Raw genomic sequence first — 20,324 nt, forward strand, 5'->3', positions numbered from 1 at the left:
GCTTACGTCATACCCTCGAGATCAGTCTGTAATCTTCTGGTTACCTACTGTTCCCATGGCCCGTCAAGCGACTCGAACCCGAAGTCGCCGAGCCAGGCACCGAAGAGCGTGAGACCACGCACCCAGAACCTGTCGTTCCAGCCACGGAAACGGGTCAGCGCGTCGGGACCGGCGGCGATGACCGCGTGCAGCTCGTCGGAGAGCAGGCCGGGCACCACGCGCTGGAGCCGGGTGAGATGGGCGTGGGAGTAGGCGCGGGCGGGCGCGGCGGTCGAGCGCAGCGGCACCCTCCTGAGCGGCTGCTTGACCACGTTCGTCGACGGCAGCGCCGCCACCCTCGGGTTGGAGGCGTGCAGCAGCTCGCGGTAGAACCTGCCGCCGTCCTTGCGGGCCACGCCCACCGACAGGGCGGCGTCGAAGAAGGCCGGGTGGATGAACGGCGCCGCGAACGACGCCTCAGGGCCGACCAGGTTGACCGCGCTGCGGGCGATGCCCCGCACGGTGCGCGTGTGCAGCACCGACAGCGGCAGCTCCGCGCGGTGACCGTGGAACATCGAGGTCGACTCCGCGAAGGAGCCCCTGACCGAATCGCCGGCCCACCGCGCCGCCGCCTCGCTCAGGAACGGCATCGAGGGCGCGCCCAGCGACAGCGAGTCGAGCAGTGCGGCGCTGCGCTCGGCCTGGGTGCGCGCCTGCAGGGCCGAGCCGCTGACCATGAAGTTCTTCAGCAGCGGGCCGCCGGCCAGGCCGTCGATGAGGATGCGGCCCGACTGGTGCACCTCCTTGGCGAAGGGGGCGTACCAGGCGTGGTGCGGCGTGAGCCACTCGAGCCTGCGGGCCACCTCCAGGGCGTCGCCGGGGTAGGCGGCGGGGTCCTGGGTGACGACGCGGTGGGGGATGCCCAGCTCGCGGGTGATGGACCTGGCGAAGGCGATGTCGGTGTCGGTGCCGTCGTCGGGGCTGGTCGTCCACGACTCCACGTCGGCGCCGCGCGCCACGGCGACGCTGGCCAGCAGGCGGGAGTCGTAGCCGCCGGAGACCGGCACCAGCAACGGGCGGCCGTCGTAGTCCTTGTAGACCTCGTGCAGGATCTCCAGCAGCTCACCGGCGCTGGTCCAGGCCTCGTAGGGCTCCTGGCGCAGCCAGCGGGGCAGCCTGCGCTCGGTGCCGAGCCTGCCGCCGGCGAGGGTGATGGCGCTGGAGCCGGGCAGGCGCTTGACGCGGGAGTACGGCGTGGCCTCGCCCAGGGGGAAGGTCACCTGGATGATCGAGGCCCAGGCCTGCCAGTCGATCTCCACGCCGGCGATCTGCAGCAGGGGCTCGATCAGGGAGGAGAAGTAGACGGCGTCGGCGTGCCGGACGTAGTAGAGGTCGACCAGGCCGAGGGCGCCGGCATGGAGCACCAGCTTTTCCGGCGAACCGATCAGTCCGGGCGTCTCGTAGGTCTCGGCGACCGAGATCCACTCCGCCGCGCCGTACGGCTTGCGCTCACCCCACGCGAAGGCGAACTCGTCGCCGGCACGGTGGTAGGGCGGCAGCGGAACGCTGCTGAACAGGGCGGCCTCATCGGTGCGCAGCGCGGGCTTGACCCGCGGTCCTGCCGCGGTCAGCCGGTCGAGCAGCGCGCCGTCGATCCGGCCGAGGGCGCCGCAGACGTAGGGCCGCACATTGAACTGCACCGGATGTCATCCCTTCGAGCCACCAATGTGCAAAGAGTATCCTTCGGAATCGTGAGTACGGAGCTGGAGAGCACTCGTCGGGCCCTTCGGGAGGCTATTTCCCAGGCCGAACACGCGGCCGAGCTGGCGCGCCTGCTTGATGCGGCGCAGGCCAGGCTCGCCGAGGCCGAGCGCAGCGCCGAGGAGGCGCGCGCCCTGGCTGCGCGGCTGGAGGAGACCGAGGAACGGCTGACCAAGGAGCGCGAGGCCGGGGAGAGACTCCGCAAGGAGGTCGCCGAGCAGCGCTACCAGACCGAGGTCGCGCAGTGGAAGCTCTCCTCGATGAAGGTCGCCCGGTGGAACCGCATAGGGGATGCGCTCAAGTCGGGCAAGAGCAACCCGGTGCGGCTGGCCAAGGGGCTGAAGGGCGCGGCCAGGGCGGTCAAGCGCCCGGCGGCGCCCAAGCGCAGGCCGATCCCGATCGCCTCTGCCGACGACAGGCCCTCCTTCCAGGCCGTCTCCTCGACCCGCACGGTCGACGGCGCCTCCTTCCGTCTCAAGCCCTTTCGCATCCCGACCGGACCCAACACCCGGCCGCACCTGACGGCCGCGGTCATCGCCGACCCGCACGCCGAGGCGCTGCTGCGCTACGAGTGGCGCCAGACCACCGGGTTCACCCCGCGTGACTTCGCCCGCGTGCTGCCGCTGGAGATGCCGCACCTGCTCGTCGTCGAGTCCGTCACCGAGGGGCCCTGGGCCTCCGAGATCGTCGGCACGCCGGGCGACGGCCTGCGCGCCCTGCTGGCGTGGTGCGCCGAGCGCGGCATCCGCACGGTCTTCTGGCACACCGCCTCCTCCGCGCACGGGGGGAGCATCGCCGACTACTCCGCCGCGGCCGAGCTGTTCGATCACCGCTTCACCGTCGAGTCCGCCTCCGGCTGGCCGCAGTTGCCCTTCGGCATCCAGCCCCGGGTGCACAACCCGCTGCCGCTGCCGGGCGGCCGCATCGACCGCGTGCTCACCCTGGAGCAGCTCCTGCCCGAGGAGTTGTCCTATCCCGACCAGCTCACCTCCTACCGCTGGCCGGCGGCGGTCTCGGTGCCGCCCGGCACGCCGCAGTGGCGCGCGGCCGAGATCGCGGCGTGCGGCACCTCCATCGGCCCCGAGCCCGACTCCCGCCGCGCCCACGCGGCCCTGCGCCGCGCCTACGCGGGCGGCACCATGACCGAGCACGTCGACGCCCTGCTGGAGGCCATCGGCCTGCCCAGCCACCGCGCGACGCTCGACATCTCCGTCATGCAGGTGCTCCCCTCCGCCGACCTGGCCGAGCCGGCGCTGGCCCAGATCGCCAAGCAGGCGGGGGTGGTGCAGCTCGTGCTGTTCGCCCCCGCCGAGATCGAGGCGCGGGCCCGCGAGGCGCTGCCCGGCGTCGACGTGATCTTCCGCCCGCTCGACCCGGCGCTGTCGACGGGCGCCATGCTCGACCGCGGTCTCGACCTGTGCGAGGCCGACCTGGTCGCGGTGATGGACCCGCGCGACGTGTACGGCAAGCACTACCTGTCGGATCTGACCAGGGCGTTCCAGTTCACCACCGCCGACATCGTGGGCAAGGCCGCCTACTACGCCCACCTGCGCGCCGCCCAGGCGACCCTGCTGAAGCAGCCGGAGGCGGAGTACTCCTACGTGCCCGAGATCAACGGCGCCACCCTGCTGGCCCGCCGGGGCCCGCTGAGGGAGCTGGGGATCGCGGACCTGACGGAGGGCTGGGACGAGGTGCTGATGCGCCAGTGCCGGACCGACGGGGTCAGGGTGTTCTCGGCCGACCGGTTCGGCTACGTGCGGGTGCGCGACGAGGACCGGTGGCTGCTGGGGGCCGCTCAGCTGGTCGAATACGGCTCGGCGGAGCCGCACGCACTCATCTGAGTCTCGATTTCGGGACATTTCGCGGACACCATCGCCATGAAAACCGCGAGACACTCCTACCAGCGAGCTCGGCGCCAACGGGGGAAATCGGCGCCGGGCCTTCGCTTTTTCCGGGACCTCGCCTCGATAATCTCTTGAGCGGGATTCTGGCGTGGGGGTGTTGTTCGGTGCCTTTCGCGGTGATCGGAGCGGAGTGGGTCTGCAGCCTGCCGAATAACACGAAAAATCGGGACAAAGAGGTTGATGAGGTCATCCGGGACGCCCGGGCGGTCCATTCCCCCGAGAACCTCGCCGACTTCCTCGGCAGACGGCAGGCCGCCCTCGACCACTCCTGGCCCTTCCTGCTCGACTTCGCCCGCTCCGAGATCGCCGCCGGCCGGCGCGAGGTGGAGTGGATCGGCCACATCCTCATCTCGCTCGGCGAGCTCGCCGCCCAAGCCGCGGGTCACTTCCTGATCGCCTACGCCTCGCCCCCGACGAGCGATCCGCGGCCCGCCCACTTCGAGCGCGCGGCCGGCGCCTACCGGGAGCTGGGCAGGCCGCTGCCCGCCGCCCTGTCGGCCCTGGCCGCCGAGCTCGCGACCTTCACACCGCAGAGGATCCGCCAGGGCGTCGACGTCGGCGCGCTCAAGCAGGCGGCCGAGGAGGTGGGCAAGGCCGACGCAGGCTGCGGCAGGCGGATCGCCCACCCCGTGGTCACCCACATCGCCTGCCTGCAGCTGGCCAAGCAGGTGATGTCCGGCGGGCCGATCCCGTCGATGGCCTTCGCCGTCTCCGACGACGACCTCGTCGTGCTGCGCATCGGCATGGTCGGGGCACTGGCGCGGCCCGACCGGGCGGCGGAGGCGGCCCGGTGGATCCAGCGGCTGCGCGGCCTGCCGGAGGGCTCCCACGAGGAGCTCGACCACCTCGTCGACCTGCTCGGCGACGTGCGCGACTGGGAGCCTCGCCTGGTGCTGCTGCGCGACATGCTCGACGCGGGTGACCAGCGCGACGTGACCCTGACCGACCTGGCCGGCACCCTGCTCGAACTGCGGCGCTGGCCCGAGGCCAAGGCCGAGCTGAAGGCCAGGCTCGAGGCACGCACCGGCAGGGAGCGCAACGACCTGCTGCGCGCCATGGTGCGGATGGGCTCGATCGCGGCCGATCCCGAAGCGCGCGCGTGGGCCCTGATGCTGGAGCAGCCTCCCGCGCCCAGGGCCGAACGCAACCTGCGCGCCCACTACGAGGGCGGCTCGCTGACCATCGATCCGTCGGTGCCGCCCGGCGAGGTCCAGGAGCACATCATGGCCGCCATGATCATGGGTCTGGCGCCGGAGCAGGCGGCGATCCTGCGCGACGACCTCAAGGAGCAGGATCCCGAGCTGCACGCCAGGGTGCTCAGGCTGCTCCCGCTGGCGGCGCGCCCGGTCTCCACGGCGGGCGCCCACCTGGCCAGGGCGACGGAGCTGTTCCGCGAGAACCGCTACGAGGAGGCGATCGGTGAGTTCCAGGCGGCGCTGGCGATCGAGCCCGACCTGGAGTACGGCAGGCTCGGCCTGGGCGACTCCTACTACATGACCGGCCGCTACGAGCTGGCGATCGCCCAGTTCAGGCGGTCGATCGCGATCCGCCCGACGCCCCAGGCCTGGCGTTTCCTCGGCGACGCCATCCTGCGCGGTCCCGGGCCGCGGCATGAGGCCAGGCAGTGCTACGAGCGGGCCCTGGCCCTGGATCCCGACTACCAGGGCGCCCGCGAGATGCTGCGCCTGGTGAGCGGTACACCATAGGAAGGGTGGAGTTCGACATCCTTGGCGAGCCGCCCACTCCCGAGGGGACGTGGGTGCGCGAGGCGGCGTACGTGTCGGCCGCGGCGCTCAGGCGCGGGCTCGACCCGCACGAGCTCGCGGCTCGTGTGCCGGGCGCCCGCGTGCTGCCGGGCGGGCTGATCAGGATCGTCGTCGAGGTGCCGGGCGAGCTGCTGAACGGCACCTTCGAGCGCGTCGAGGACCAGGGCTGGCCCGATCTGCCGCGCACCTGGGAGAACCCCGGCTTCGTGGTGCGCTACGCCGCCGCGCGGGCAGCGAACGCGCGGCGATGGGCGGGCGATCTCGGCGTGCCGGGTGAGCCGTTCGAGCCGCGGCTGCTCGACGGCCCCTGGGACCGCAAAGTCCTGCGCGTGCTGGCCGAGCTGCCCGGCAGGAGGTCGAGCCGCGATCCCGGGTGGCCGGCGTATCTGGTGCGGCTCGCGACCGCCTATCACGATGCGCACGAGAACGCCCCGGCTCACCCCAAGGGTGACGAAGAGCCCAGCGAGCTCCATACGGCGCGTATAAGGCTCGCGCAAGCCGTACAGAAAGTACTTCCTGTGACAAAGCAGGTCTGAAGGAAAATCTCCGTCTCGACTGGTGGGCAGGATGTCCACCTGCTTCCGCGCGTCCGATAGCCTCGTTCGGGTGAGCCGATTCGTCCACCCCGCCGGGGACAGGCACGCCGAGATGCTGCCTCAGGAGCGCCCGCCGCAGGCGCCCGCCGACCTCAACCGGATCCACCCCGAGATCTGGCCGCGAACGTCCGGTCGGACCGACGGCGCGCTCACGATCGGCGGCGTTGACGTCCGCGACCTGGCCGAGCAGTACGGCACGCCGCTCTACGTCCTCGACGAGGACGACGTGCGCTCCCGCATGCGCGACTACGCCTCCGCGTTCGCCGGCTCCGAGGTGCACTACGCCGGCAAGGCGTTCCTGTGCAAGGAGATGGTGCGCTGGCTCGACGCCGAGGGTCTGAGCCTCGACGTGGCCAGCGGCGGCGAGCTCGCCGTGGCGCTGGCCGTCGGCTTCCCGCCCGAGCGCATCACGATGCACGGCAACAACAAGTCCGAGGCCGAGCTGACCCGCGCCCTGGAGATCGGCGTCGGGCACATCGTGGTCGACTCCTACGAGGAGATCGCCCGCCTGGGTTACCTGGCCGACAAGTACGGCAAGCGCCCTGACGTCATGATCCGGGTGACCACCGGCGTCGAGGCGCACACCCACGAGTTCATCGCCACCGCCCACGACGACCAGAAGTTCGGCCTGTCGCTGAACACCGGGGCGGCGGCCGAGGCGGTCCGCAGGATCCTGGCGCTGCCGCAGCTCAACCTGGTCGGCCTGCACTCCCACATCGGGTCGCAGATCGTCGACACCGCCGGGTTCGAGGTGGCCGCGCGCCGCCTGACCACGCTGCTGGTGGCGATCAAGGAAGAGCACGGCGTCGTCCTGCCGGAGCTCGACCTGGGCGGCGGCTACGGCATCGCCTACACCCCCGACGAGGTCGCGCCCGACGTCAAGGAGATCGCCGACTCCCTGCGCGAGATCGTGGCGAAGGTCTGCACCGGCGCCGGGCTGCCGGTGCCGAAGCTGACCGTCGAGCCGGGACGCGGCATCGTCGGACCGGGAGGCATCAGCCTCTACACGGTCGGCACCGTCAAGGACGTCGAGGGTCTGCGCACCTACGTCAGCGTCGACGGCGGCATGAGCGACAACGTGCGCACCGCGCTGTACGGCGCCGAATACACCACGCTGCTGGCCAGCCGCGAGTCCCACGCCCAGCCGATGCTCAGCCGGGTGGTCGGCAAGCACTGCGAGAGCGGCGACATCATCGTGCGCGACCACTACCTGCCGGGCGACCTGGCACCAGGCGACCTGCTGGCGGTCGCCGCCACCGGCGCCTACTGCCGGTCGCTGGCCAGCAACTACAACTACCTGCCCAAGCCCGCCGTGGTCGCCGTCCGCAACGGCCAGTCCCGCGTCATCGTGCAGGGTGAGACCGAGGACGACCTCTTGAGGGGGCAGCTGTGAGCGACAAACCGTTGAAAGTGGCCCTGCTGGGCTGCGGAGTGGTCGGCTCGCAGGTCGTCAAGCTCATGCGCGAGCAGGCCGGCGACCTGGCCGCCCGCATCGGCGCTCCGCTGGAGCTGGCCGGCGTCGCCGTACGCAAGCTCGGGCGCAAGCGCGACGTCGAGATCGACCCCGCGCTGGTCACCACCGACGCCGAGGGCCTGGTCGCCCGCGACGACGTCGACATCGTCGTGGAGGTGATCGGCGGGATCGAGCCCGCGCGCTCCCTCATCGTCTCGGCGCTGTCGGGCGGCAAGTCCGTCGTCACCGCCAACAAGGCGCTGCTGGCCGAGGACGGCGCGACGTTGTTCGAGGCGGCCCGCCAGGGCAACGGCGACCTCTACTACGAGGCCAGCGTCGCGGGGGCGATCCCGCTGCTGCGCCCGCTGCGCGAGTCGCTGGCCGGCGACCACGTCAAACGGGTGCTGGGCATCGTCAACGGCACCACCAACTACATCCTCGACAAGATGGACTCCACCGGCGCCTCCTTCACCGACGCGCTGGAGGAGGCCCAGTCGCTGGGCTACGCCGAGGCCGACCCGACCGCCGACGTCGAGGGCTTCGACGCCGCGGCCAAGGCCGCGATCCTGGCGTCGCTGGCCTTCCACAGCCGGGTGACCGCCGCCGAGGTGCACCGCGAGGGCATCACCGAGATCACCGCGACCGACGTCGCCTCCGCCAAGGCGATGGGCTACGTCATCAAGCTGCTGGCCATCTGCGCCAAGTCCGACGACGGCCGCTCGATCGGCGTGCGCGTGCACCCGGCGATGATCCCGCGCACGCACCCGCTGGCCGGAGTGCGCGAGGCCTACAACGCCGTGTTCGTCGAGGCCGAGTCGGCCGGGCAGCTGATGTTCTACGGCAAGGGCGCCGGCGGCGCGCCGACCGCCTCCGCGGTGCTGGGCGACATCGTCGCCGTGGCGCGCAACCGCCGGGCGGGCACACGCGGGCCCGACGAGTCCACCTACGCCGACCTGCCGGTGCACGAGATGGGGGCCACGGTCACGCGCTGCCACGTGGCGCTCGACGTGGCCGACAAGCCGGGCGTCCTGGCCCGGGTGGCCGAGGAGTTCGCCCAGCACGACGTCTCGATCCAGACCGTGCGCCAGGAGGGCCACGGTGACGACGCCCAGCTCGTCATCGTCACCCACCAGGCCACCGACGCGGCGCTGACCGCCACCATGGCGGGGCTGCGCGAGCTCGACATCGTGCGGGCCGTGGCCAGCGTCATGCGCGTCGAGGGCGACTGACCGCCCGCGAGACATGGAAGAGCCCGCCTCCCGTGGCCTGGGGGGCGGGCTCTTCGCTGTACGGCAGAGCCTGGCGTGCCCACGCGGGGCCCGTGCCGTACGGCCTGGGGGTCAGCCCGTGACGGTCAGGGTGGTGCGGGCGGAGCCGCCGTCCTTGCATCGCACGACCACCGGGTAGGCGCCGGCGCGGGCGGCCTTGAGCGCCGGCGCCCAGGCGACGGCGGGCACGGGGGCGTTCACCCGCACCGGCTTGAACGCGTTGGAGGCGATCGAGGCGACCTGGGAGTTGCCGCAGACGGCGGTCACGGTGACGGAGCCGCCGGTGGCCACCTTGACCGGGCTGACGCCGACGCCCGCGGAGACGGCCGACAGCACGATCGGTCCTGCGGTGGAGGTGGGCGCCGGCGTGGGCGTGGACGTCGGCTTGGAGGTCGGGGTGGCCGTGGGGGTGGGCTTGGGCGTCGCGGTCGCCGTCGGGGCCACGGTGGGCGCGGGGGTCGGGTTGGAGCCGCCGAAGACGACGTCGCTGCAGGAGTAGAAGGCCTCGGGGCTGTCGCTGCGCTGCCAGATCGCGTAGATCAGGTGACGGCCGGACTTGACCGGCAGCTTGGCGTCCAGGACGTAGGCGCCGTTGGAGAGCTCCGGGCCGGACTTCTTGAGGAACGGCGTGCTCTCCAGGTCCGACCACTTCAGCGGCTTGGCCGGGTCGTAGCCGTCCCTGGTGATGTACAGCTCGAACGCACCGGCGTGCGGAGCGGTGGCGCGGAACTGGAAGGTGTGGGCGGCGCCGCTGGTCAGGCTGGTGGCGGGCCAGTCGGCGCGCGCCTGGTCGAAGCCGCGGTACTTGGCGCGGCCCGCGCTGCACAGCTGGCCGTCGGGGATGAGCTCGCGGTGGCGGCCCGCGGCGGCGGCGATGTTGACCTCGTTCCAGTCGTAGAGCGGCTGCGTGCCGCCCAGGGCGACGGCGGCCTTGCACGCGGCCGTCCTGGGGTTCTCGGGGCCTTCGGTGTAGCAGACCATCGTGCGGCTGGGCGGGTTGTTCATGGTGCCGTGCGCGTTCGCCGCTCCGGGGACGAGCGTGAGCACGAGCACGGTGGGGGCGGCCAGGCTGGTGGCGACGATCGCCTTGCGGTTGATCTGCATGGAGCCAACCCTGGACCACCTCCGATGCCGAAATATGCTGCTTAAGCGGCCGTTAAGGTCGGCTTATGGGCTTCTTGACGAGGCCGGTGCGCAACCAGACCTGCACCTGAGCACCTCCCAGCGAGGAGGTGTCGAGCCGCAACGAGCCGCCGGTCGACTCGGCCAGCCGGCGGGCGATGTCGAGGCCGAGCCCGGTGGAACCCGCGCCGCTCGCGCCGCGCGTCAGCGCCGTCTCCGGGTCGGGGATGCCGCCTCCGGCGTCGGCCACCAGGATGCCCACCGTGCCCGATCCCTCGTGCAGCGTGACCGTGAACGCCGTGCCCTCGGCGGTGTGACGGAAGACGTTGCCGAGCAGCGCGTCGACCGCGGCGCCGAGGTCGGCGGCGGCCACCGGCACCCGCACCGGCAGGGTGGCGCCCACCAGGTCCCACGGCCTGCCCTGGTCCTCGGCCAGCGCCGACCAGAACGTCAGCCGCTCGCGCAGCACCTCGGCCGCGTCGCAGCCCTCCGCCGGCGCCCTGGAGGGCCTGCGCGCCGCGGCGATGATCTGGTCGACCTCGCCCTCCAGCCTGCCCAGCGCCCGGCGGCTCTGCTCCGCTCCCGGCCCGAGGTGGTCCAGGCTCAGCCTGAGCGCGGTCAGCGGGGTGCGCAGGCGGTGCGACAGGTCGGCCGCCAGCTCACGTTCGGCCGCCAGGAGGTGGCTGACCTGGTTGGCCATGGCGTTGAAGGCCGTGGCCGCCGCGACCAGCTCGGGCGGCCCTTCGGGGTGGATGCGCTCGTTGAGCTCGCCCCTGCCCAGGGCGGTGGCGGCCCGGCCGAGCCGCCGCGTGGCGCGCACCACGCGGGCGCCCAGCCGGTCACCGACCAGCACCGAGCCGAGCACCAGCACCAGGGCCACGCCGGTCAGCACCGCCCACGAGCCGACCACGCCCCGGTTGAGCTCGCCCGCCGGGACGAACACCTCGATCACCGCGCTGCGCGCGTGGTCGAGGGCGACCGGGCGCAGCAGGATGTGGCCGTCGGCCCGTTCGAGGGTGCTCGCCGCCGTCTGCTCGGCCGCCCTGGCCACCTCGGCGGCCGGGGCCCGGCCGGTGCCGCCGACGACCCGTGCGGGCCGCTCGACGACGTGGACGACCAGGTCGCCGCGCCTGCCCGCCGCCGTACGCGCCATCGCCAGCTCCAGGTCGGCGGCCTCGGTGGTGACGGCCAGCACCGGGACCAGCGCCGAGACCTGGCGCTCGGCGTCGGCCAGCGCCCTGCTCTGCGCGGTCTCCTTGACGATGAGGGCCAGCGGCACCAGGAAGGCCAGCGCCACCATGGAGGTGACCGCGACCATCAGGACCGCGAGCGTGCGCCTCATCGCGGCGCTGACAACATGACGCCCACCCCGCGCACGGTGTGCAGGTACCTGGGAACGGCCGCGCTCTCGCCGAGCTTGCGCCGCAGCCACGACAGGTGCACGTCGATCGTCTGGTCGTCGCCGTAGGACTGCTGCCACACCTCCGTCAGCAGCTCACGCCGCGAGACCACCCGGTCGGCGCGGGCGGCCAGATAGGCCAGCAGGTCGAACTCGCGCCTGGTCAGCGACAGCGGAACGCCGTCGAGCGTGGCCGCGCGCCTGTCCAGATCCAGCCGGAGCCCGCCCGCGTCGAGCAGCCTCGGCCGGAGCGTCGCCGACCTGGCCCTGCGCAGCACGGCGTCGAGGCGGGCGGCCAGGTGGTCACCCGAGAACGGCTTGACCAGGTAGTCGTCGGCGCCGATCTCCAGCAGCCTGACGATCTCGGACTCCTCGTCGCGGGCGGTGGCCACGATGACCGGCACGTCGGAGATGCCGCGCACCATGCGCAGCGCCTCGGCGCCGTCGAGGTCGGGCAGGCCCAGGTCGAGGATGACGGCGTCGGGCGGGTTCTGCGAGATCTCCCGCAGGGCGTCGAGCGCGCACCCGGCGCTGCGGACGGCGTGCCGCCGCCGGGCGAGCTCGTGGATCAGCGCCGACCGCACGAACTCGTCGTCCTCGACCACCAGAACCGTCGCCATGGCGGACCAGATTACGGTAGATACCGCCTCCTCATGGCGGACCTGATTGCGGTACATAATGCAACGCATGCGGCGAGCCATGAAGTATGTCGCGCTCTGGGCGCTGGCTACCGCTGTGGCGATCTCGATCGCGTGGTTCGGAGTGCGTGGCGTGTTGCGCGGTGAGCTGTCGGACGTCGTGATCGAGCCCGTCGCGGCGCGCACCGTCTCGGGCCCCGAAGCCGTACCACTCCCGGCCTCGGCCAGGCCCACGTCCGCCAAGCCCGTCCCGTCCCGGTCCACCCCCGCCGAACCCACCGCCGAACCCAGCGCCGAGTCCAGCAGGACCCCGGTTCGGCCGCGCCCCACTGCGTCGCGCAAGCCCTCCGCGACCAGGGCTCCCAGCCCGTCCCCGCAGGTCGCCGGCAACGTACGAGTGGTCACCGCCAAGGGCGGCGAGGTCACCTTCACCGTCGGCGACGAGGGCTGCAGGCTCGTCTCCGCCACGCCGAAGAGCGGCTACACCGCCAAGGTGACCGAGACGGCCGACTGGATCCGGGTGGACCTGGTCCAGGGCGACCACGGCTCGGCGATCTTCTGCGTCGGCCGCGAACGCCGCACCGACCTGTGGGAGTACTAGCCGCGCCGCTCGTGCCTGTGCAGCGCCAGCCGTACGAGCGAGGCGAAGACCAGCGACATCAGCAGCAGCACGGCCACCGAGCGCAGCCAGGTGCCCGCCTCGTGGTCCCACAGGCCGTCGCGCATCGGCGACACGTCGATGCTCTGCAGGTCGACCGTGGCCGCCGCGGCGGCGTACCCCCACCGGCTGGGCACCAGCCAGGCCAGCTGCTCCAGGCCCGTCCTGCCGACCACCTCGATCAGCTTCCCGATGAAGATGAACTGCGCCATGATCAGCACGACCATCGCCATCATCGCCTGCTCGTTGGTCGACACCAGCGCGCTGACCACGAGCCCCATGAGCGAGCACGAGAAGGCCACCAGGGCGACCACGAACACCAGCTCGACGGGCCCGAGCAGCAGCGGGTCCGACGGGCCCGCCCGGCCCAGCAGGCTGAGCCAGACGAACAGGGCGGCCTGGACGAGGTTGATCGCGCCGAGCACGAACGCCTTCGACAGCAGGTAGGCCAGGGGCGACAGGCCCACCGCCCGTTCGCGGCGGTAGATCGGCCCCTCCTTGACGATCTCCCTGATCGCCCCGATGAGGCCCATGAGGGCGGCCCCGAAGATCAGGATGATCAGCAGCGTGCCCGCCTCCTCCGAGCGGCCCTGCTCCGGAGGTCCCAGGCCGTCGGAGCCCTCGACCACGCGCGTCATGAGGGCCAGCGCGATCGGCAGTCCGATCATGGACATCGCCGCGAGCCGGTCGGAGCGGATGACCGAAGCCATGCGCCTGGCCAGGATGGTGAACTGCCGCCCAGGGCTCTGCTTGGGCGGCGGCGCCCCCGGCTGGCGGGTCTGGGGTACGGCGGAGCCGCCGCCGGCGGCGCTGTAGCGCTGATGGTAGGCCGACTGGCGGAACCGGGCCGCCCACAACTCGGGCTCCTCGGAGACCATGCGGAAGACCTCGGCGTACTCCTGCACGCCGAAGAACGGCAGCAGCTCGTCGGGGGGCCCGAAGTAGCCGACCTTGCCGCCACGGCACAGCACCAGCACCCGGTCGCAGAACCCCAGGTGCAGCACGCTGTGGGTGACCACCACGACCGTGCGCCCATCGTCGGCCAGGGCCCGCAGCGTGCTCATGACCTCCTTGTCGAGCGACGGGTCCAGGCCGGAGGTCGGCTCGTCGAGGAAGAGCAGCGACGGCTTGGTCAGCAGCTCCAGCGCCACGCTGGTGCGCTTGCGCTGGCCGCCGGACAGCCGGTCGATGCGCAGCTTGCGCCGCTCGGTCAGGCCGAGCTGGCTCAGCACCTCCTCGATGCGGTGGCGGCGCTCGGCCGCCGACACGTCCTGCGGGAAACGCAGGGCCGCCGCGTAGCCGAGCGCCCGCTCGACCGTCAGCTCCTTGTGCAGGATGTCGTCCTGGGGCACCAGCCCGATGCGGTGGCGCAGGTCGTCGTAGTTGGCGTACAGGTCGCGGCCCTCGTAGACCACCCGTCCCGAGGTGGCGGGGCGAAAGCCGGTCAGGGCGCCCAGGAGCGTCGACTTGCCCGCGCCCGACGGCCCGACCACCGCCATCAGGCTGCGCGCCTCCAGATGCAGGCTGACGCCGTCGAGCAGGACCGCCTTGCCCGCCCGCACGGTCAGCTCCTGCGCCTGGAGCGAGACGGCGCCGGTGTCGACGTGGACCGCGATGCGATCGCCCAGGTAGAGCAGCTGGTGATGGCCGACGGAGACCAGGTCGCCAGGGGTGAGCCAGCTCTGCGTCACCCGGTGGCCGTTGACATAGGTGCCGTTGCGGGCGCCCAGGTCACGCACGAGCACACCCTGCTGGGTGCGCTCGATCAGGGCGTGCTTGCGCGAGACGAGCAGGTCGTCTTCCAGCGGCAGGTTGTTGTCGGGGGAGCGGCCGATGCTCAGCACCGGGCCCAGGGGCAGCACGACCAGCGGCTTGCCCAGCCCCGACGCTCCCGCGGCGGGCGGCATCGTCGGCCGGCCGACCATCGTGGCGGGGACCTCGGGCAGGCGCGGGGGTGGCGGGGGAGGGGCCTGCGGTGGCAGGACCTCGGCCGTCTCCGGCGCCAGCTCGATCAGCGGCCCGTGCTCGGCCCCGCCGAGCCGGATCGAGGCGGGGGCGGTGATCTCCAGGTCGAAGATGCGGCGCGCCCCGAGATAGGTGCCGTTGCGGCTGCCCAGGTCGCGTAAGACCCAGATGCCCTGGTGGCAGAAGAGCTCCGCGTGGTGGCGGGAGATCCGCGCATCGACGATCGCGATGTCGCCCTCTCGCCCAATGGTCACGTGCTGCCCCGGCCTCAGCTCGAACCGCCCGGCCGGGGTGCGCACGACAATCCCCGTCATTCGGATCAGGATGTCGCGCCCGGTCGCCGAACGAAAGAGGTGAGTCCGATTTTCCGGACCGCGCGCCGCAGGACCGTGCGGTCACGTTTGACCGCCTCCCGCCGCCAGGCCTCCGCCTTGCCCTTCCAGCGTTCGGCGTCGCGGGCGCCCTTGGCGGCCTCGCGGCGCAGCTGCTGGGTCTCCGCCTGGAGAGCCGCGATGCGCTTGCGCAGCCGCAGCACCTCCTTGTCGACCGGCTCCGGCTGGGGCACGCGCCGCGGGTAGGTCGCGGGGCGCCGGGCGAAGCCGTACTGCCGGCCGTCGAGCCACTCGACGCCGAACAGCTCGTGCACCACGTCGTCGAGCGCCTCGTCCGGCGAGCCGACCCGGCGGGCGCGGGCGAACGCGGCGGTGCGCTCCAGCCTGACCGTCGTCACGCCGTGCTCGTTCTCCTCCAGCGCCAGGTTGAGCAGGCCACCGTCCCTGGCCTCCAGGTGCTGGACCAGGCCGGACACGGTGCCGTGCCCTGCCGTCCAGCCGGGCGGGCAGCGCAGGACGAACGGCGCGGAAGGCTCGAAAACCGTCGCCAGCCGTACCCGGGAGTCGTGCTCGAAGGCCGCGTACAGCAGCCGCAGGTCCAGCAGCGGCTCGTTCAGCGGGGAGCGGCGGCCCGCGGCCAGCGTGTCCCACGCCCCGACCACGGTGACCCGCAGGTCGGGCAGGTCGGAGGCGAGCAGCGCGTCCACGGCCGCGCGGGTGTCCTCGTACCCCTCGGCGACCACGACCGCGTCCACGTACGGCACCAGCCACTGCCGCCCGCGGTCGGTGCGCAGATACCTGCGGTACGGCACGCGGTCGGCGACATACGGGTCGTTGTGCCGCTTCATCGCGGGATAGTCGCGCATCGCGGTCGGCAGCCCGAGATGCCAGGCCCGCGCCTCGGGGTCCGGCACGAACACCGCCCCCGCCTGGGTCAGCCGGTAGCCAAGCTCGGTGTCCTCGGCCAGCACCAGCGAGGTGTCGAGGCCCCCGGCCTCCAGCAGGAACGCGCGACGGTAGGAGGCCGTCGCCCCCACGTGCACGTGCCCGGCCAGCGAGTTCGGCGCCGTCCGCAGGCCGTCGTGCGCCTCGATGATCGCCTCGGCCCAGTCGTGCCGCTGCCCGGCCAGGTCGAAGAACTCCTCGTACGGCTTGCGCAGCAGGTCCTCAGGCGAGGGCGGCCGCGAGGAGGTGAAGTCGATCCAGCCCAGCACCACCAGGTAGTCGGCCAGGTGGTGCCAGCGCATGTGCATGGCCACGTGCTCGGGCACCGGCACCATGTCGGCGTCGAGGACGAGCACCACGTCGCCCGTGGCGGCCTCCACCCCGGCCTGCACCGCCCAGGCCCTGCCCCAGCCGCCCTCCGGCGCCCTGATGATCTTCGGCGCCGTCAGCGGCACCGGGCTGCCGTCGTCCACGACGACGACGTCCATCAGGCCGGCCGGGTAGGTCTGCGCCGACAGCGCGGCCAGCGTGAGGTCAAGGGTGTCCTGGCAGCCGTGGGCAGGGATGACCACGGTCACCGTCAGCTCCTGCCGCGCCGGCGCCGGGGGCTGCCCGTAGTCGTTGTGCCTGATCCTCACGTCAGCTCCATCAGCTCGCAGGGCCGGAATCCGCGCCACTGTCTCCGGTTGCGTTGCAGGAAGGTGCCGATGGGCTCCTGCCAGGTGTGGTTGGCCGCCGGTCCGCGGCGCAGGATGTAGCCCAGGCCGTGGGTGCGGTAGATCTGGCCGCCGGCCGCCTGCAGGGCCTCCTGGAACTGGGTGTCGACCGAGCGGCGCAGCGGGCGGAAGCCGCCGATCGCCTGGAAGGCCGAACGCTCGACCAGGATCGTGCCTCCCGCGACGAAGCTGGTGATCTGCTCGGTGACCTGGGTGCGGTGCACGGTCACGTCGATCGACGACAGGTAGACGAACTCCGGAACCGTGCCGACCACCTGCGCGCCCGAGTAGGCGTGCGCGAGCAGCAGGTCCGCCAGGAAGTCGGGGCCGTACCAGTCGTCGTCGTCCATCTTCAGCAGGAACGAGCCGGAGGCGCGGGCGGCGGCCTCGTTGAGGACCTCGCCGAAGATCGCCTCGCTCTCGAAGACGGTGACGGGATGGTCGAACCGCTTGAGCGCCTCCACCACCGACGGGTGCTCCTGGGAGACGCCGTGCAGGGCGAGGATCACCTCCAGCTGGACCCCGCGCTGGCGGGCGACCTGCTCCAGCGCGAAGCCGACCATCTCGGCGCGGCGGGTGCACAGGAGCACGGAGGTCAGCGGGGGCGTGGGAGCGGGGGCGCCGAGCTGCTCCCACCGGGCCGCCACGCCGTGGGTGCGCAGGGCCTCGCGGCGCAGCCGTACGCTGTGCTCTTCTCGCCGCAACTCGTCGGTGAGGGCGTCCGCGCCGTTGGCGGTGCCGTACGGGCCGGTCAGCAGCGCGGCCAGCGGCTCGCCCAGCCCGCCCGCCCAGCGCGGCACCTCCTGGGCCACCAGCGGCACTCCCGCGGCGGCCAGCCCCGCGACCACGCGGACCGCGGCGAGCGGCCCGGTGTGCGGGCTGCGGGCCGGAGGTACGGCGGAGCCGCCGCGATGCCAGTCGACCTCCACCCCGCGCAACGGCCGCAGCCGGGCGACGTCGGCGTCGGTCACGCCACCGGACTCGGCGAAGACCGCCACGGGCCTGCCGTCGAGCAGCACCGTCCAGCGGCCCTCGACCTCGGCCAGCACGCCCGTGCCCTTCGACGGCGTGGTGACGAAGCCCATGGGATTGACCAGGCGCTCGTCCACCGGCGGGATCATGGTCGGGTCGGTCAGCACCTCGGCCAGTTCCGTGCCGCCCGGCCTGCCCAGGCTCTCCCAGGTCGCCGCGGCGGTGGTGGGCCGGTCGATCGGCTCCTCGTCGCCCGCGAAGCCGGCGTCGAAGAAGCCGGTGTCGAAGCTGTCGACGGTGCGCAGCACCATGTCGCCCCCCGGTGCGCCGACGCGGTCGGGCACCGGCCCCGCGGGCTCGACGGGCGTGGCGTTCGGGTCGCCGGGCCGCCAGTCGGCCGCGCCCACTCCGGCCAGCGCGGCGGCGGGGGCGGCGATCACGTCGAGGCGGTGACCGGCGAAGGCGCGGGCGACGGCGGTCACGACGCGCCCGGCCGGGGTCGGCTTGGAGAAGGACGCCTCCACCAGCCACAGGCGGGGGCGGGGCTGGTGCACGCGCAGGTCGGTGAGGGCACGCCAGCGGTGGGCCGGGGTCGGCGTGGGCACCGGCGCCGGGTGCGAGGGCGGGGTGTCGAGGATCGCCACGACCACCCTGGCGGTGTCGGGCAGCAGCTTGTGCAGGGTGGCGGCGCGGCGCAGGTCGGCGGGGGCGCCGGCGAGCACGAGCACCTCGGGGGCGGAGGCCGCGTCCAGGTCGAGCAGCTCGTGGTCGAGGTCGACGCCGCCGGGCGCGGCGTCGAGCCCGACGTGGAAGACCCGGGCCTTCGGCATGCTCGCGATGAGGTCGGCGGGTGTCATGCGGGCGTCGGGGCCGGCGGGCTTCGGGCGGATGGCGGGGTCGGCGGTCGTCATGCCCGGCCCCTCGTGGCCCGCGCCTCGCGCCGGGCGCTCATCCGGCGCTCCGCAGGGCGCGCAGCAGGCCGCGGCGGCTCTTGGCGGCGGTGAGCGCCTCGATCTCGGCCTTCAACCGCTCGATCTCCCTGCCCCGGTCGGAGGCCAGGGCGCGCCACTTCGCCGCGTCGCCGCCGAGCGGCTCGGCGACGTCGCTGAAACCGCACTCGCCGCCGCCCACCCAGATCGATCCGGCCGTCTCGTGCACCAGGTCGTCGATGTCGCCTTCGTGGAAGCGGGCGCGTGAGAAGGCCGCGGTGCGCTCCAGGCGCGCCGCCACCACGCCGTCCTGCCCCTCGGCCAGGGCCACGCTGACCAGCCCGAGATCGTGCTTGATCAGCCGGGCGACGGTCTCGCCGCCGAGCGCCCATCCGGCGGGCACGGTCAGCAGGTAGGGGGCGGGGGCCGCGGAGAGCGGGGCCCTGGTGGCGAAGCCGACCCGGGGCTCGTGCGCGTACAGGTTGCGGACCAGCCGCAGGTCGAGCAGTGGATCGTCGAGGCTGGACCGGCGCTCCCCGGTCAGCGTGTCCCAGGGCCCGACGAGGGTGACCGCGATGTCGGGCAGCGACTGCGCCAGCGCCGAGTCCACGGTGGTCCTGGTCTCCTCGTAGCCGCCCACGGGCACCACGACCCGCACGTACGGCACCAGCCACTGACGGCGGGGGTGGTTGCGCAGCCAGCGCAGGTCGGGGATGAGATCGCCCAGGAAGGACCAGTTGTGCCGGTGCACCTCCTTCTCCCGGTTCATCACCGTGGAGGGCCCGTGGTGCCAGGCCCGCGCCTGCTCGTCGGCGACGAACACCGCGCCCGCCTGGGCCAGCCGGTAACCCAGCTCGGTGTCCTCGGCCATGTTCAGCGTGACGTCGACGCCGCCTGCCGCCTCCAGCAGGCTCCGCCGCACCGAGGTCGTGGCCCCGGTGTGCAGCAGGTAGGCGCTGGAGCCCGCGTCCTTCAGCCGTCGCGTCTCCTCGAGCTGCCTGACCGTGTAGGCGCTGCGGGTCTCCTCGGGGGTGAGGAACACCAGGTCGCCGATGACGACGGCGTAGTCGAGCGCGTGGTGCCAGCGCATGTGGGCTTCGAGGTGGTCCTCGGCCAGGACCACGTCGGCGTCGAGCCAGTGGATCACCTGGCCCGTCGCGGCCCGTGCCCCGGCCTGCCGTGCCGCGCCCCGTCCCCATCCTTCGGCCGGCCGGACGAACCGGGCGTCGCCGGTCAGGGCCGGCGAGCTCCCGTCGTCGGCGACGATCACCTCGACCAGGTGGCGCGGATAGGTCTGCCGGTGCACGGCGGCGAGCGTGCGGTCCAGGTCGGCCTGGCAGTCACGGGCGGGGATGACGACCGACACGGTCAGCTCCGGCGTCCAGGAGCCGAGCTCGGGGACACGCAGCGCCCCGTAGTCGTTGCCGCGGATCATCGGGCCGCCTTCAGCAGGTTGCGCAGCTCCTCGGCCTGCGCCATGGCGTTGACCCTGTCCTCGCCCAGTGAGGCCAGGATGGCGGCGAGGTCCTCCTGACGCTGCGCCGAGCCGTCGTCGAGCTTGGCGGCCAGTGCCGCCACCTGCTGCTCGACCTTCTGCAGGGCCGCCTCGTGGCGCTTGACGCGCAGCTCGATGCGGTGCGCCTTGCCGTCCACGCGCCGGGCGATCATGACCAGGTAGGCCACACCCAGGAAGATCGCGGCCTCGCCGTACGAGAGCAGGTCGGTGAGGGCGGCCACCGCAGCTAGGGCGGCGGCGACGGCGGCGATCGCGGCCATGGCGCGGGGGGAGGGCATCCGCACAGAGCCTTTCTGGTTACGCAGCGTGAGCTGGCTGATGGATATTTCCACCATATGCAACTCAAACGGTGTCTTACCTCAGAAATCCCTGAGAGAGTCCTGTGCTTACTTTGCGGGCAAGCCT

General features: G+C 72.7%; 15 protein-coding genes. 6 read left to right on the top strand and 9 right to left on the bottom strand.

Annotation, left to right across the window (positions count from 1 at the left end; translation table 11 throughout):
* Nucleotides 1-44: 44 nt before the first annotated feature.
* Nucleotides 45-1,679: an asparagine synthetase B family protein gene (locus tag HNR30_RS21655; protein WP_181611718.1), complete on the bottom strand. Its 1,635-nt coding sequence runs from the start codon at nt 1,677-1,679 to the stop codon at nt 45-47.
* Nucleotides 1,680-1,730: 51 nt separating this feature from the next.
* On the opposite strand from HNR30_RS21655, the gene HNR30_RS21660 reads away from it, so the two are divergent.
* The 5 genes from HNR30_RS21660 (at nt 1,731) to HNR30_RS21680 (ending at nt 8,688) form a co-directional block, all read left to right on the top strand.
* Complete coding sequence (locus HNR30_RS21660) at nt 1,731-3,581, top strand: hypothetical protein (RefSeq protein WP_312894554.1); 1,851 nt, start codon at nt 1,731-1,733, stop codon at nt 3,579-3,581.
* A gap of 167 nt (nt 3,582-3,748) precedes the next feature.
* Entirely contained in the window at nt 3,749-5,350 is a 1,602-nt protein-coding gene (locus HNR30_RS50235) for a tetratricopeptide repeat protein (RefSeq protein ID WP_181611719.1), read from the top strand.
* A gap of 5 nt (nt 5,351-5,355) precedes the next feature.
* The gene (locus HNR30_RS21670) at nt 5,356-5,946 is read left to right on the top strand and encodes an anticodon-binding protein (RefSeq protein ID WP_220133803.1); all 591 of its coding nucleotides are present in this window, start codon (nt 5,356-5,358) and stop codon (nt 5,944-5,946) included.
* A 70-nt stretch (nt 5,947-6,016) separates the two neighbouring features.
* Nucleotides 6,017-7,399 carry a diaminopimelate decarboxylase gene (lysA, locus tag HNR30_RS21675; protein WP_181611720.1) on the top strand — a complete coding sequence of 461 codons (1,383 nt, stop codon included), beginning with the start codon at nt 6,017-6,019 and terminating at the stop codon, nt 7,397-7,399.
* A complete protein-coding gene (locus tag HNR30_RS21680; protein WP_312894555.1) occupies nt 7,396-8,688 on the top strand; it encodes a homoserine dehydrogenase in 1,293 nt (430 codons plus the stop codon). The genes lysA and HNR30_RS21680 overlap by 4 nt, the downstream gene beginning before the upstream one ends.
* A 111-nt stretch (nt 8,689-8,799) precedes the next feature.
* On the opposite strand, the gene HNR30_RS49410 is transcribed toward HNR30_RS21680, so the two are convergent.
* Genes HNR30_RS49410 through HNR30_RS21695 form a run of 3 tightly spaced genes read right to left on the bottom strand, consistent with a single transcriptional unit; the run spans nt 8,800 to nt 11,868 of the window.
* Nucleotides 8,800-9,831: a lytic polysaccharide monooxygenase auxiliary activity family 9 protein gene (locus HNR30_RS49410; RefSeq protein WP_181611721.1), complete on the bottom strand. Its 1,032-nt coding sequence runs from the start codon at nt 9,829-9,831 to the stop codon at nt 8,800-8,802.
* A 52-nt stretch (nt 9,832-9,883) separates the two neighbouring features.
* Nucleotides 9,884-11,191 carry a sensor histidine kinase gene (locus HNR30_RS21690; protein WP_181611722.1) on the bottom strand — a complete coding sequence of 436 codons (1,308 nt, stop codon included), beginning with the start codon at nt 11,189-11,191 and terminating at the stop codon, nt 9,884-9,886.
* Entirely contained in the window at nt 11,188-11,868 is a 681-nt protein-coding gene (locus HNR30_RS21695) for a response regulator transcription factor (protein WP_181611723.1), read from the bottom strand. Before HNR30_RS21695 ends, HNR30_RS21690 begins: the two co-directional genes overlap by 4 nt.
* Before the next feature lie 67 nt (nt 11,869-11,935).
* Between HNR30_RS21695 and HNR30_RS21700 the strand changes: the two genes are divergently transcribed.
* On the top strand, nt 11,936-12,487 hold the full coding sequence (locus HNR30_RS21700; RefSeq protein ID WP_181611724.1) for an RAD23 family protein: 552 nt from the start codon (nt 11,936-11,938) through the stop codon (nt 12,485-12,487).
* Here the strand turns inward: HNR30_RS21700 and HNR30_RS21705 are convergent.
* Genes HNR30_RS21705 through HNR30_RS21725 form a run of 5 tightly spaced genes read right to left on the bottom strand, consistent with a single transcriptional unit; the run spans nt 12,484 to nt 20,197 of the window.
* Nucleotides 12,484-14,823, bottom strand: a complete 2,340-nt coding sequence (locus HNR30_RS21705) for an FHA domain-containing protein (protein WP_181611725.1) — start codon at nt 14,821-14,823, stop codon at nt 12,484-12,486. The genes HNR30_RS21700 and HNR30_RS21705 overlap by 4 nt on opposite strands.
* A 5-nt stretch (nt 14,824-14,828) precedes the next feature.
* Nucleotides 14,829-16,424 carry a glycosyltransferase gene (locus tag HNR30_RS21710; RefSeq protein ID WP_181611726.1) on the bottom strand — a complete coding sequence of 532 codons (1,596 nt, stop codon included), beginning with the start codon at nt 16,422-16,424 and terminating at the stop codon, nt 14,829-14,831.
* On the bottom strand, nt 16,421-18,385 hold the full coding sequence (locus HNR30_RS21715; RefSeq protein ID WP_181611727.1) for a glycosyltransferase family A protein: 1,965 nt from the start codon (nt 18,383-18,385) through the stop codon (nt 16,421-16,423). The genes HNR30_RS21710 and HNR30_RS21715 overlap by 4 nt, the downstream gene beginning before the upstream one ends.
* A 37-nt stretch (nt 18,386-18,422) precedes the next feature.
* Nucleotides 18,423-19,838 (bottom strand): glycosyltransferase family 2 protein, encoded by a 1,416-nt coding sequence (locus HNR30_RS21720; protein ID WP_181611728.1) that lies wholly within the window; start codon nt 19,836-19,838, stop codon nt 18,423-18,425.
* Nucleotides 19,835-20,197: a hypothetical protein gene (locus HNR30_RS21725; protein WP_181611729.1), complete on the bottom strand. Its 363-nt coding sequence runs from the start codon at nt 20,195-20,197 to the stop codon at nt 19,835-19,837. The genes HNR30_RS21720 and HNR30_RS21725 overlap by 4 nt, the downstream gene beginning before the upstream one ends.
* Nucleotides 20,198-20,324 lie beyond the last annotated feature (127 nt).

Origin of the sequence: Nonomuraea soli (assembly GCF_013761175.1) — a bacterium.
Lineage (GTDB): Bacteria > Actinomycetota > Actinomycetes > Streptosporangiales > Streptosporangiaceae > Nonomuraea > Nonomuraea soli.

What these genes read in the sequence shown, in the direction of transcription:
- HNR30_RS49410 (WP_181611721.1), bottom strand. Translation starts at nt 9,831, where the DNA reads ATGCAGATCAACCGCAAGGCGATCGTCGCCACCAGCCTGGCCGCCCCC.
- HNR30_RS21690 (WP_181611722.1), bottom strand. Translation starts at nt 11,191, where the DNA reads ATGAGGCGCACGCTCGCGGTCCTGATGGTCGCGGTCACCTCCATGGTG.
- HNR30_RS21720 (WP_181611728.1), bottom strand. Translation starts at nt 19,838, where the DNA reads ATGATCCGCGGCAACGACTACGGGGCGCTGCGTGTCCCCGAGCTCGGC.
- HNR30_RS21725 (WP_181611729.1), bottom strand. Translation starts at nt 20,197, where the DNA reads ATGCCCTCCCCCCGCGCCATGGCCGCGATCGCCGCCGTCGCCGCCGCC.
- HNR30_RS21695 (WP_181611723.1), bottom strand. Translation starts at nt 11,868, where the DNA reads ATGGCGACGGTTCTGGTGGTCGAGGACGACGAGTTCGTGCGGTCGGCG.
- HNR30_RS21705 (WP_181611725.1), bottom strand. Translation starts at nt 14,823, where the DNA reads ATGACGGGGATTGTCGTGCGCACCCCGGCCGGGCGGTTCGAGCTGAGG.
- HNR30_RS21715 (WP_181611727.1), bottom strand. Translation starts at nt 18,385, where the DNA reads ATGACGACCGCCGACCCCGCCATCCGCCCGAAGCCCGCCGGCCCCGAC.
- HNR30_RS21700 (WP_181611724.1), top strand. Translation starts at nt 11,936, where the DNA reads ATGCGGCGAGCCATGAAGTATGTCGCGCTCTGGGCGCTGGCTACCGCT.